General features: G+C 75.1%; 11 protein-coding genes. 7 read left to right on the top strand and 4 right to left on the bottom strand.

Features of this window, described 5'->3' with window-relative positions; genetic code table 11:
• Positions 1–92: 92 nt before the first annotated feature.
• The 3 genes from ACMA1D_RS22265 (at position 93) to ACMA1D_RS22255 (ending at position 2906) form a co-directional block, all read left to right on the top strand.
• Positions 93–668, top strand: a complete 576-nt coding sequence (locus tag ACMA1D_RS22265; RefSeq protein ID WP_414725776.1) for a DUF5304 family protein — start codon at positions 93–95, stop codon at positions 666–668.
• A gap of 55 nt (positions 669–723) precedes the next feature.
• The gene (locus tag ACMA1D_RS22260; protein ID WP_414725775.1) at positions 724–1665 is read left to right on the top strand and encodes an ROK family glucokinase; all 942 of its coding nucleotides are present in this window, start codon (positions 724–726) and stop codon (positions 1663–1665) included.
• Positions 1666–2090: 425 nt separating this feature from the next.
• Positions 2091–2906, top strand: a complete 816-nt coding sequence (locus ACMA1D_RS22255) for an endonuclease/exonuclease/phosphatase family protein (protein WP_414725774.1) — start codon at positions 2091–2093, stop codon at positions 2904–2906.
• A 151-nt stretch (positions 2907–3057) separates the two neighbouring features.
• Here ACMA1D_RS22255 and ACMA1D_RS22250 read toward each other — a convergent pair whose 3' ends face one another.
• The 3 genes from ACMA1D_RS22250 to ACMA1D_RS22240 form a co-directional block, all read right to left on the bottom strand.
• Positions 3058–3540 (bottom strand): hypothetical protein, encoded by a 483-nt coding sequence (locus ACMA1D_RS22250; protein WP_414725773.1) that lies wholly within the window; start codon positions 3538–3540, stop codon positions 3058–3060.
• A gap of 388 nt (positions 3541–3928) precedes the next feature.
• Positions 3929–4705 carry a hypothetical protein gene (locus ACMA1D_RS22245; RefSeq protein WP_414725819.1) on the bottom strand — a complete coding sequence of 259 codons (777 nt, stop codon included), beginning with the start codon at positions 4703–4705 and terminating at the stop codon, positions 3929–3931.
• 542 nt (positions 4706–5247) lie between these two features.
• Entirely contained in the window at positions 5248–6027 is a 780-nt protein-coding gene (locus ACMA1D_RS22240; protein ID WP_414725772.1) for an alpha/beta hydrolase, read from the bottom strand.
• Between the two features lie 294 nt (positions 6028–6321).
• Between ACMA1D_RS22240 and ACMA1D_RS22235 the strand changes: the two genes are divergently transcribed.
• The 4 genes from ACMA1D_RS22235 to ACMA1D_RS22220 all read left to right on the top strand — a co-directional run bounded on the left by ACMA1D_RS22235 (position 6322) and on the right by ACMA1D_RS22220 (position 10461).
• On the top strand, positions 6322–7113 hold the full coding sequence (locus ACMA1D_RS22235) for a lysophospholipid acyltransferase family protein (RefSeq protein ID WP_414725818.1): 792 nt from the start codon (positions 6322–6324) through the stop codon (positions 7111–7113).
• A gap of 61 nt (positions 7114–7174) precedes the next feature.
• Positions 7175–8584, top strand: a complete 1410-nt coding sequence (gene macS / locus ACMA1D_RS22230) for a MacS family sensor histidine kinase (RefSeq protein WP_414725771.1) — start codon at positions 7175–7177, stop codon at positions 8582–8584.
• Positions 8581–9255, top strand: coding sequence for a response regulator (locus ACMA1D_RS22225; protein WP_414725770.1), 675 nt, complete (start codon positions 8581–8583; stop codon positions 9253–9255). The genes macS and ACMA1D_RS22225 overlap by 4 nt, the downstream gene beginning before the upstream one ends.
• A gap of 177 nt (positions 9256–9432) precedes the next feature.
• Positions 9433–10461 (top strand): 6-phosphofructokinase, encoded by a 1029-nt coding sequence (locus tag ACMA1D_RS22220; protein WP_414725769.1) that lies wholly within the window; start codon positions 9433–9435, stop codon positions 10459–10461.
• Between the two features lie 162 nt (positions 10462–10623).
• Here the strand turns inward: ACMA1D_RS22220 and ACMA1D_RS22215 are convergent, their stop codons facing one another.
• Positions 10624–12567, bottom strand: a complete 1944-nt coding sequence (locus tag ACMA1D_RS22215; RefSeq protein WP_414725817.1) for an anthranilate synthase family protein — start codon at positions 12565–12567, stop codon at positions 10624–10626.
• Between the last annotated feature and the right edge of the window lie 93 nt (positions 12568–12660).

Genomic DNA, 12660 nt, shown 5'->3' with positions numbered 1-12660 from the left:
CGTTCGGGTACCGTCGGATGAGCCGACCAGATGAGGCCGGGCCGATCGCGCCGGACGGGGCCGATCGGTAGGCCACAGCGCAGGAGCCCGCCATGAGCGATGCCACCGAGCGCCCGGACGCCGCCGACGGCGCGACCGGGCCCGCCACCGAACCCGGCCCGGCCGGTGCCCGGGGCGCCGAGCGCCCCGCCGCGGACCGGCCCGCGCGCGAGGCACCGGCGGCGGACCCGGGCGCCTGGGAGCAGGCGTGCGCCGAGGACCTCGCCGCCGAGCGCGAACGGCGCCGGGCCCGTTACGGACCGCAGCCGACCAGCGCTGCCGAAGAGCTCCGGAAGTTGGCGGAAACCCTCACCGACAAGCTCTCATCGCTTCAAGGCCCGATCGCCGGCGCCGCCGCCCAGACCGTCATGCGCCAACTCATCGGCCAGGCGAAGGCCGCCGTCGAGCCGGTCATCGAGCGCAACCCCGACGTCTTCGACCACCTGGCCACGGCCGGCTCCGAACTGCTCGCGGCGGCCAGGGCGGCGGTGGCGGGCCAGGAGCAGCGCTGGACGCGCGACGACGACCAGGCCGCACGCGAGGGCGCGACCACGGCGGAGCGGGGGAGCCCGCAGGATGACGGCCGAGACGATACGCCTCCAGGAAGTGAACGCATCGACCTCGACTGAGGCCGCCCTCCGGTACGGTTGTCCCGGCGGGGATCGACCGAAGACTGAGGGACACATGGGACTCACCATCGGCGTTGACATCGGCGGCACGAAGATCGCGGCGGGCGTGGTCGACGAAGAGGGCGCGATCCGTGCGACGTGTCAGGTCCCGACCCCACCCACCCCCGAGGGCGTCGTGGACGCCATCGCCGATGCGGTACGGACGGTCAGCGTCGACCACGAGGTGGAGGCGGTCGGCATCGGCGCCGCCGGCTACGTGGACGACAAGCGCGCCACCGTGCTGTTCGCGCCCAACATCAACTGGCGCCACGAGGCGCTCAAGGACAAGGTCGAGCAGCGCGTCGGGCTGCCGGTCGTGGTGGAGAACGACGCCAACGCCGCCGCCTGGGGCGAGTACCGGTTCGGCGCCGGGCAGGGCCACGACGACGTCATCTGCATCACGCTCGGCACCGGGCTCGGCGGCGGCGTCATCATCGGCAACAAGCTGCGCCGCGGCCGGTTCGGGGTGGCCGGCGAATTCGGGCACATCCGGGTGGTGCCGGACGGCCTGCTGTGCGGCTGCGGCAGCCAGGGTTGCTGGGAGCAGTACGCGTCGGGGCGGGCCCTGGTGCGGTACGCCCGCCAGCGCGCCGCGGCGGCCCCCGAGAACGCCACCGTCCTGCTCGGCCTCGGCGACGGCACCCCGGACGGCATCGAGGGCAAGCACGTGAGCCAGGCCGCCCGCAGCGGCGACCCGGTGGCCATCGACTCCTTTCGCGAACTCGCCCGCTGGGCCGGCTCCGGCCTCGCCGACCTGGCCTCGCTCTTCGACCCGTCGGCGTTCATCGTCGGCGGCGGTGTCTCGGACGAGGGCGACCTGGTGCTCGACCCGATCCGCAAGTCCTTCCGCCGCTGGCTGGTCGGCGGCCAGTGGCGCCCGCACGCCCAGGTGCTCGCCGCTCAACTCGGCGGCAAGGCGGGCCTGGTGGGCGCGGCGGACCTGGCCCGCCAGGGCTGATCGGGACCGGCTGTCGGGCCGGGGCGGTGGCGGAGGCTCACGGTGGGCGCTCGTGACGGGGTCCGGGCGGCGGTGCCGGTGGCGAGCCCTCGTCGGTTCGGCCCGCCCCCCGAGGCGCCGCCGGGCCGGTCGGCCGGCCCGGCGAGGCCGCCGCCCCGCCCTCGCCGCCCGACGGATACCGATAGGTCCCGCTGGCCCCATACGTCCGACGCAGGTCGTCGAAGTCGGCGGTCACAGCGGGAACTTGCGTCACGCCAGCCTCGTCCGCAACGGTAGGCGCGCAGGTCCCGGCGCCCCGTAGGTTGTCCCGGGGGACGCTCGGAGAGTGCCCCCACAGCATCGGGTGCCGTCGCCGTCCACGCGCGGCGCCCCTGCGTACCAGCACAGAAGAACATCAGCTCAGGTCCCAGTTCTGGAGTGGCGGAGTGACGCTCGCGGCCGTACGGAGTCCACAGACCGATCTGCCCGCGTCCCACACGGAGCCGGACGGCTCCGTCGTGGTGCGGGTGCTCAGCTACAACATCCGCTCGCTGCGCGACGTCCCGGGCCAGCCGCCCGGCGCCGCCCGGCAGGCGGTGGCCCGGGTCATCCGCGCCACCGCCCCGGACGTGGTGTGCGTGCAGGAGGCGCCGCGGTTCTTCCGTTGGCGCAAGGCGCTGGCGCGGCTGGCCCGCGAGGCCGGGCTGGTGCACGTCGCCGGCGGCGCCACCACCACCGGGCCGGCCATCCTCAGCACCCTGCGCCCGCACGTGGAGCACACCGCCGAGGTCGTGCTGCCGCGCACGCCCGGCCTGCCACGGCGCGGCGTCGCCGGCGCCGTGCTGCGCTTCGGTGACGTCCGGCTGGCCGTGCTGAGCTGCCACTTCGGCCCCGCCGCCGGGGAACGGTACGTGCACGCGGGGCAGTTGCTCGGTCAGCTCACCGCCCTCGACGCCCCGTACGCGGTGGCGGCGGGCGGCTTCGGCGAGGGGCCGCAGGGCCGTGCCTTCCAGCGGCTGACCGCGGGACCGCTGCACGACGCCAGGGAACTCCGCCCGTGGGGCAGCGAGTTCACCGCGCCCGTGGCGCATCCGCACCAGCGCGTCGACGCGGTGCTGACCACCGGCGGCGTCGAGGTGCTCGGCTGCGGCGTGCCCGACGCGCTCGCCGCCGTCCACCCCGATGACCTGCACGCCGCCGCCGACCACCGGCCCGTACTGGCCGCGCTGCGGCTGCCGCACCCGGGCGGCTGTACGGACTGACCTCCGGTGCGGCGCCGTCGCCGTACCGGCCCCGGCGCGCTGGCCTGGCCTGCTCGGTGCGGTGCCCGGCGCCCGCCGGGCGCGGGGGAGTGGTGGCGGTACGGCGCGTCCGCGGCTCCCGGCGTGTGTGCGGTCACCCGCCCCGGGCCGGTCAGCGGGGCGGGAAGGCGGCCAGCTCGGCGTCCCAGGCGTCGGCCGCCCGGAGCAGGTCCACGGTGGCGACGCGCACCGCGACGAAGTACTGGTAGACGTCCGGGGATTCGGCATCCGGCCGGGAGGGCGGTGCGGCCTCCAGGGACAGGTGTAGGCGGACGGTCGCCCCGTCGTCGCCCCGTTCGGCGAGGCTCAGGGCGAGGACCGGCTCGATGAAGCAGACGTCGGGGGACCACTCCCCGTCGGCGTCCGGGCCGGTCACCGCCACGCTCCCGGCGGCCACGGCACGCAGCCACACGCCGATCCGACGCGCCTCGTCGGTCAACAGACAGGGGTCGGCGAAGGACCAGGCACCCTCGGGGGTCGCCACCGTCCCCGCGATGACCAGCCAGTTGTCGTCGTACGCGGCGCCCCGCGCCACCGGGAACTGGTAGCGGACCGGGCGCAGCTCGACGCGGTTCACGGGATCGCTCAGCAGCACCGGCCCAGGATGGCACAGGGCCGCAGCCGCAAGCCGGTCCCCGGGGTCGTACCCGGACGGGCGGGCGGGTCGGCCGAGGCCGAGGGGCCGCTCGGGCCCGCGCGGCTCGGGGCCGGCCGCCGTCGGATCGGCGGAACACCGGCCGGACCGTCCACGTCGATCACGGCGCAGGGCCGCGGCTGCCACCCTCCGGGCGATCCGGCGGCAGGGGGCGCGCCGGGCGAGGCGGGTGCGATCGGCGAGGCGGACGCACCCGGCGGCAGCCACCAGCCCCCGGTGCGACCAGCGGCAGCCGCCAGTCCGGCGCGACCCGCGGCAGCCGCCCGTCAGGTCACAGGTCAGACGACGGCCCCGGCCAGCCAACTGTCCGGGCTGGACGACGGCCCGGCTAGACGACGGCGCCGCGGCCCGGGTCGTCGTCCTCTTCGTCCTCGTCGTCGCGCATCCGCATCACCAGGGTCGCGAAGCCGCCGAGGAAGCCGCCCACCCCCAGGGTCGCGATCCACCAGGTGATCTCCTGCCGGAGCACCACCATGACGAGCAGCAGCAGCGGGCCGCCGAGCACCGCGAGCCAGGCGAAGCGCGCCGTGGTGTCCGCGTGCGGGAGCGGCGGGTCCGGCGGTACGAAGTGGCCCTCGTCGGAGTCGTCGAAGTCGTCGTCGGACGGCTCGTCGGGCGTCCAGTCGCGCGGGCCCACGCCCGGCGCGAAGATCACGGAGCTGCCCAGCGGGCGCGCGGCCTGCGGCTCGTCCGCCTCCGCTTCGCCACCCTTGGCCTCACCGCGGCGGGGCGGCTCGTCGTCCGAGCGGCCGAGCGTCTTGTCGGGCTTGCCCGGCGCGATCTCCCGGCCGGGCCCGTCCGCCGCCTCGTCCGGCCCCTTCGGCGCCGACCAGGGGGCCACCCCCGGCGGGTCCGGCGGCTCCTCGCCGTAACCGGCCACGATCGCGGCCCAGGCGGCCTCCTCGGCCGCGACCTCTTCCGCGGTGCGCTCCCGGCGCGCGCCGCTGCCGCTGCCGGCCGCCGGGCCGCGCGCCGCGGTCGCGCCCGCGGGCCCGTCGCCGGTCGTGTGGTGCGTACTGGCCGGAGGCGCGCCGGTTCCGGGGCGCTCGGCCCCGCCGTCCGTCCCGCCGCCAGCGCCGTTCGTACGGTCCTCAGGGGCGTCCACGTCGTCCCCGTGCCCGTCCCCGGGGGCGCGGCCGTCGGCCGTGTCGGCTGCCTCGTCCGGCGGGGTGCTGTGGTCGGTGCCGGCCACCTCCCGTGCCGGTGCGGGGCGGTCGGTCGCCGTGGGGTCGCCGTCGGACGCGGGGCCGTCGCCCGGCTGCTGTCCGCCGTCCGACCGCTGCCGGTCGTCGGCCGCGGCCACCTCCCGTACCGCCGTCCCATCTGTCGGCGCAGCGCCGTGTGACGCGTCACGCGGTGCCGATGTGCTCCCCGGAGTGCTCCCGGCAGGGCTCCCTGCGGTGTCCTCGTCGGGGCGAACACCGGCACGCGGCCTCTCGCCCGCCGCTACCTCAGCATCCGACCCGTCAGCGACCGGCGCGCCGCCGACCGGCCCGTCACCGACCGGCGCGCCCGGCTGCTGCTCAGCGGCGTCGGGACGGCGGTCGTCCGTGGGGCGCTGGGCGTCCTCGTCGGGCCCGGTCCCGGTCTGTGCGTCGCGCTCGGGCATCGGTCCCTGCCCTGCCTCTCCCTCGGCCCGCGGCACGGCTAGCCCACCTGCTCCGTGAGCGGCGCGGCGGCGTCGGTGGTGAGCCGGTCGATGAACGCATGAGTGTCGGCGAAGATCAACTCCGCGTCGTAGTCCAGCGTGGCCACGTGGTAGCTGCGCTCCAACAGCCGCTCGGTGAGGTCGGTGGAGGAGACCCGGGCCAGCACGCGGGCCGAGTCCACCGGCGGCACCACGTGGTCCTGCGGGCTGTGCATCACCAACAGCGGCTGCGTGACCTGCGGCAACTCTGCGTCCACCCGGCGGAAGAACTGCCGCAGCGAGTGCGCCGCGTGCAGCGGCACCCGGTCGTAACCGCTCTCCTGCGCCCCCGGCTTGGCGATGTCGCTCGCGATGCCCGCCACCGAAGGGGCCAGGTGCCGCAGCACCGGCAGCGCCTTGGTGGCCAGCTCGTGCATCTTGTTGGCCGGGTTGACCAGCACCAGGCCGCTGATCGCCGCCCCGTGCTGGGCCGCGAGCCGCAGCGCCAGCGTGCCGCCCATCGACAGGCCGCACACGAAGACCTGGGAACAGCTCTGCGTCAGCCGCCGCAGCTCCCGGTCCACCTCCGCGTACCAGTCCTGCCAGCCGGTGACCGCCAGGTCCTGCCAGCGGGTGCCGTGGCCGGGCAGCAGCGGCAGCGAGACCGTGTGGCCGCGGTCGGCGAGGGTGGTGGCCCAGGGGCGGACGGACTGCGGGGAGCCGGTGAACCCGTGGCAGACGAGGACGCCGACGTCGCCGCCGGCATGGTGGAACGGCTCGGCTCCGGGGAGCAGCGGCACCGGGGTCTCCGTTCGGATCGATGGCCGGACGCGGCCTGACGGTCGGGACCTCAGCCTACGCGGCGCCCTGCACCGCGGGTAGGCCGATCCGGCCGGTACGTGCGTCGCCCCGCGCCCCCGACCTGGGCCGGGCATCCCCGACCGGGACCGGGTGCCCGCGGCCCGGCACGACGGCGCCGGTCGCCGCCGGCCCCCGCCGCCGTCGTGCGCGGGCCGTCGGGCGAGAGGGGTGCCGCGGCACGGGTTAAGGTCTCCTCGTCGGATACAGGAGGTCCTCGGTTGTTCTACGGCGCAATGAAGCTGTCCATCGGCGGGTCGCTGAAGCTTGCCTTCCGACCGTGGGTGGAGGGCCTGGAGAACGTCCCGGCCGAGGGGCCCGCGATCCTGGCCAGCAACCACCTCTCCTTCTCGGACTCCTTCTTCCTGCCGGCGATGCTCGACCGCAAGGTCACCTTCATCGCCAAGGCGGAGTACTTCACCTCGCCCGGCATCAAGGGCAAGATGACCGCCGCCTTCTTCAAGGGCGTCGGCCAGCTCCCGGTGGACCGCTCGGGCGCCCGCGGTGCGGGTGAAGCCGCGATCAAGAGCGGCATCGAGGTGCTGGAGCGCGGTGAGCTCTTCGGCATCTACCCGGAGGGCACCCGCTCCCCGGACGGCCGGCTCTACCGCGGCAAGCCCGGCGGCCTCGCCCGAGTGGCCCTGGCCACCGGTGCCCCGGTGATCCCGGTCGCCATGATCGACACCGAGAAGATCCAGCCGCCCGGCAAGGTGGTGCCCAAGCTGATGCGCCCCGGCATCCGGATCGGCAAGCCGCTGGACTTCAGCCGTTACCACGGCATGGACGGTGACCGCTTCATCCTGCGCTCGGTCACCGACGAGGTGATGTACGAGATCATGAAGCTCTCCGGCCAGGAGTACGTGGACGTCTACGCGACCGCGGCCAAGCGCCAACTCGCCGACGAGGCGAAGCGCGAGAAGGAAGCGAAGGAAGCCGCCGAGAAGGCCGCGCAGGCGGCCCAGGAGGCGGACGGCGAGCGCGCGGGGCACGCCAAGTGGAACAGGCTGGGCCGGCGCAAGGCCGACTAGCCGGCCGAGGCCGCCGCCGCCCGTGCCGCGGGCGGGCGGCGCCCAGCGGGGGGTGGGGGAGATGGCTCAGCAGCCGACGCGCGAGCGTCCGGCCCGCGAACGCGTGGTGCGCATGTCGGTCGAGCTCCCGCTGTGGCGGGCCCTCACCGGCTACCGCGTCCTGACCGCGCTGTACGCGATCGGCCTGTACGTGCACGCCTACGACGAGTACGAGCATCCGCTCGGCGCCGGCGCGTACATGCTGCTGCTCGCCGGGTGGATGGCCGCCACCTGGCGGATGGTGGGCTCCGCCGAGCGGTGCACCAAGCGCTTCCTCATCGCCGACCTGGGCGTGGCGATCGTCGGCATCGTGCTCACGCCCCTGGTCGACACGCACCAGCGGGTCATCGACGGCGGACCCACGCTCCCCTCGATCTGGACCGCGGGCGCCGTGCTCGGCTTCGCGATCAAGGGCGGCTGGCGCTGGGGCGCGGTCGCATCGGCCGTGGTGGGCGCGGCCAACATCATCGAGCGCGGCGCCTTCGCCCAGAACACCGTGCACAACGTGCTGCTGGTGTGGGTGGCCAGCGTGGCGATCGGCTACGTGGTCGAGGTGGCCAGGGCCAGTGAGCGCACGCTCGCCCGCGCCCTCCAGATCGAGGCCGCCACCCGCGAGCGGGAGCGGCTCGCCCGCGACATCCACGACAGCGTCCTCCAGGTGCTGGCCATGGTGCAGCGCCGCGGCGTCGCCATCGGCGGCGAGGCGGCCGAACTCGGCCGGATGGCGGGCGAGCAGGAAGTGGCGCTGCGCACCCTGATCTCCAGCGGCATCGGCCGGCGCGACCAGCGGGCCGTCCAGGTCGCGGCCGGCGCCGATCCGCGGTCCGCCGCGCAACGGGCGGCGCCGGCCGGGCGCACCGGGGCAGCCGCCACCCCGTCTGCTCCGGCCGCTGCTGCCACCGACCCCGCCGGCCCGATCGACCTGGCCGACCCCCCAGGCGCGGACTTCGACGCGGACTTCGACACCACATTCGGCACCGGTGTCGACGCTGACTTCGACGCCGACCCGTACCCGGACGAGCCGCGCGACCTACGTGACCTGCTCGCCCCGCACGCCGGGGCCAAGGTCTCGCTCGCAGAGCCGGGCGCCCCGGTGCTGCTGCCCGCCCACGCCGCGCGGGAGTTGGCCGGCGCGGTCGGCGCGGCGCTGGACAACGTACGGCGGCACGCGGGCGACGGCGCCCAGGCGTGGATTCTGATCGAGGACGAACCGGACCAGGTGATCGTCACCGTCCGCGACGACGGCCCCGGCATCCCGGCCGGCCGGCTCGCGGACGCCGAGCGCGAGGGGCGGCTCGGCGTCGCCCTCTCGATCCGCGGCCGGCTGCGCGACCTGGGCGGCAGCGCCGAACTGGTGTCGGTGCCCGGCCAGGGCACCGAGGTGGAGCTCAGGGTTCCCCGGGGGCCTCGGGGGAGGAAGGACGCGCGATGAGCGGGACGACGGCGGTACGCGTGATGGTGGTGGACGACCACCCGATGTGGCGGGACGCGGTCGCCCGCGACCTGGCCGAGGCCGGGTTCGACGTGGTCGCCACGGCCGGCGACGGACCCCAGGCCGTACGCCGGGCGACCGCGGTCGCGCCCGACGTGCTGGTGCTCGACCTGAACCTGCCGGGGCTGCCCGGCGTGCAGGTCTGCAAGGAACTGGTGGGGGCCAATCCGGCGCTGCGGGTGCTCGTGCTGTCCGCGAGCGGCGAGCACGCCGACGTGCTGGAGGCCGTGAAGTCCGGCGCCACCGGCTACCTGCTCAAGTCGGCGTCCACCGAGGAACTGCTCGACGCGGTGCGCCGCACCGCGGCCGGCGACGCGGTGTTCACGCCGGGCCTGGCCGGTCTGGTGCTCGGCGAGTACCGCCGGCTGGCCAGCGACTCGCCCCCGGCCACCACCGACGAGCCCGGCGCCCCGCGGCTGACCGACCGGGAGACCGAGGTGCTGCGGCTGGTCGCCAAGGGCCTCTCGTACAAGCAGATCGCCGAGCGGCTGGTCATCTCGCACCGCACGGTGCAGAACCACGTGCAGAACACCCTCGGCAAGCTCCAACTGCACAACCGCGTCGAGCTGGTGCGGTACGCCATCGAACGGGGCTTGGACGAGGACGCGTAGGGCGCGCCCCGGCCGCTCTCCGCGCCGGCCCCCTCCCGCGCCGCTCGTACGGGTGATTGCGCCGGAACAACTTCCGCACCGGGCAACGGAATTCACCGTTCACCCCGTCCCGTGTGACCTGGATCACCGTTAGCGTGACTGCCATATCGGGTCATTCACGGGAGAAGGGAAGAAGCGATGCGGGTCGGAGTGCTGACCGGTGGCGGCGACTGCCCCGGTCTCAACGCGGTCATCCGTGCCGCGGTCCGCAAGGGCGTCCAGGACTACGGATACAGCTTCACCGGGTTCCGGGACGGTTGGCGCGGGCCGCTCGAAGGCGTCGTGGCACCGCTCGACATCCCCGCCGTGCGCGGCATCCTGCCGCGCGGCGGCACCATCATCGGCTCGTCGCGGACCAACCCGCTCAAGGCGGAGAACGGCATCCGCCGGATCAAGGAGACCCTGGCCAAACACGAGGTGGACGCGCTGATCACGATCGGCGGCGAGGACACGCTCGGCGTCGCGGCGCGGCTGTCCGACGAGTACGGGGTGCCCTGCGTGGGCGTCCCCAAGACCATCGACAACGACCTGTCCGCCACCGACTACACCTTCGGCTTCGACACCGCGGTCAACATCGCCACCGAGGCCATCGACCGGCTGCACACCACGGCCGAGTCCCACATGCGGGTCCTGGTGGTGGAGGTGATGGGCCGGCACGCCGGCTGGATCGCCCTGCACGCCGGGCTCGCCGGCGGCGCCAACGCGATCCTCATCCCGGAGCAGCGGTTCGACGTGGCCGAGGTGTGCGGCTGGGTGGAGTCCCGGTTCAAGGTGCGGTACGCGCCCATCGTCGTCATCGCCGAGGGCGCCACGCCCAAGGACGGCGACATGGTGCTCAAGGACGGCTCGCTCGACTCCTTCGGCCACGTCCGGCTCTCCGGCGTCGGCGAATGGCTCGCCAAGGAGATCGAGCGGCGCACCGGCAAGGAGGCCAGGACCACCGTCCTCGGCCACGTCCAGCGCGGCGGCACCCCCAGCGCCTTCGACCGCTGGCTGGCTACCCGCTTCGGCCTGCACGCCATCGAGGCGGTGAAGGACGAGGACTACGGCGTGATGGTCGCCCTGCGCGGCACCGAGGTGGTGCGCGTCCCGCTCGCCGAAGCCACGGCCAAGCTGAAGACCGTGGACCCGCGGCTGTACGAGGAAGCCGGGGTCTTCTTCGGCTGACCCGCCGGACGAGGCCGGGCCCGCACCACAGGCGGGCCCGGCCCGTACGACACGCTGGCTCGTCCGTACGACACGCTGATTCGTCCTGTACGACGCCCGGGCCCGGCCCGTACGGCTACGGCGCGCGGGCCGGGCCCGTACGGCCAAGGCGCGGGCCGCGCGCTACGGCAGCGGCACCGACTGCCGGGCCAGGGCGATCTCCTCGGCCACCAGCGCCGCACCCGCCAGCGTCAGCACCGACTCCGGATGGAACTGGAGCCCGCCGAACCCGGGCCCGCGCAGCGCGTGCACCTCCCCGCTGGCCGCGTCCCGGCTGACCTCGATGCCGTGCGCCGCGAGCTCCTGCCGGGCCGGCTCGTCGCAGTGCGCGGTGAACGTGTTGTAGAAACCGACGGTCTCCGGCCGGCCGAAGAAGTCGATCCGCTCCTGGGCACCCTGCGCCGGAACCCGCTTCCGTACGATGTCGAGCCCGAGTTCGGCCGCGATCAACTCGTGGCCGAGGCACACCCCGAGCAGCCCGTACCGGTGGCCGCGCACCAGGTCGGCGGCGAGGGCGCGGAGCAGCCGCATCTTCGGGTCGGCCGCCTCCAGCGGATCGCCGGGCCCCGGGCCGAGGACGATCGGCCCCCGGTGGGCGAGCGCCGCCTCGCGCAGCCCGGGTTCGGCCCAGCCGCGCACCGTGACCCGCAGCCCCGAGGTGGCCAGCAGGTGCGCCAGCATCGAGGTGAAGGTGTCCTCGCCGTCGACGACCAGTGCTTCGACGAGCGCGTCCGCGGTGGGCCGCGGCGCCGTCTCGGGGGTGCGCATGCGCAGCCAGAACGGTGCCAGGTCGGCCCGCCGGGCAGCCAGCGCCGCCTGCACCCGCGGATCGTCCGCCAGCCGGAGGGCGGGCGCACCGCCGGTGCGCGCCGGCGCCGCGCGCACCCCGAGCGCGGTCAGCACCCCGGCGGCCTTGGCGTGCGTCTCGGCGACCTCGCCCAGCGGGTCGGAGTGGCGCACCAGGGTGGCCCCGACCGGCACCCGCAGCCGCCCGCCCGGATCGATGTCGGCGGTACGGATCAGGATCGGCGAGTCCAGCGTGCGCGCGCCGCCCGCGTCCCGGCCGATGAGCGCGAGCGCGCCCGCGTAGTAGCCCCGTCCGCGGCCGTCCGCGCCGCGCGGCTCGTGGCGCGCGATCACCCGGCAGGCGTTCTGTACGGGGGAGCCGGTGACCGTCGCCGCGAACATCGTCTGCCGCAGCACCTCGCGCACGTCCAGCGTGCTGCGCCCGCGCAACTCGTACTCGGTGTGCGCCAGGTGGGCCATCTCGCGCAGCCGCGGCCCGATCACCACGCCGCCCCGGTCGCCGACGGCGCACATCATCTTGAGCTCCTCGTCGACCACCATCGACAGCTCCTCCACCTCCTTGCGGTCGGCGAGGAAGGCCAGCAGTCCGTCGACGTCGGGGCCCTGCTGCGGATAGCGGTAGGTGCCGCTGATCGGGTTCATCACCACGGTCTCGCCCGACATCCGCACGTGCACCTCGGGGCTCGCGCCGACCAGCGTCCGCTCGCCGGTGTGCACCACGTACGTCCAGTACGCGCCGCGCTCACCGGCCAGCAGCCGGTGGAAGAGCGCCAGCGCGTCCCGCGTGCCGAAGTCGTGGATCTGCCCCTCGAAGGTGCGCCGGATGACGAAGTTGGCGCCCTCGCCGGTGCCGATCTCGGTGTCGATGACGCGCCGCACGATCGCTGCGTACGCCGCGTCGTCCACGTCGAACGCGCCGTCGTGCACCCGCACCGGGTGGTCGGGCAGCGCGGCGAGCACGTCGGCCAGCGGCAGCGCGTACGTCTCCGTGGGATGCAGTACGGCCAGCGGCGTGCCGTCGTCGTGGGCCTGGAAGCCGCGCTCGCGGATCTGCCGGAACGGCAGCAGCGCCAGCGCGTCGGCGACCGGCTCGCCGCCGCCCCCGCCGCCGGGGGCAGCGGCGGGCAGCGGGATGTCGGCGAGTCTGGCCACCTCGGTGACCGGCCCGATCAGCACCTCGACGGTGTCCGCGTCGTGCCCCGGGGCCCGGCGGCGCAGCAGCGCGTAGGGCGGGCAGTCGCCGGCGAGCAGCCGCCGCACGACCGCGGCGGCGGTGCCGGGGGCCGGGCCCGAGCCGGTGCCGGTAGTGCCGGCAGTGCTGGTGGTGCTGGCAGGGCTGGTGGTGGCAGCGGT

It is taken from the genome of Streptomyces sp. 796.1 (genome assembly GCF_047525675.1).
GTDB lineage: Bacteria > Actinomycetota > Actinomycetes > Streptomycetales > Streptomycetaceae > Streptomyces.
The sequence above is the reverse complement of the archived record's forward strand: the minus strand, read 5'-3'. Positions and strand labels throughout refer to the sequence as shown.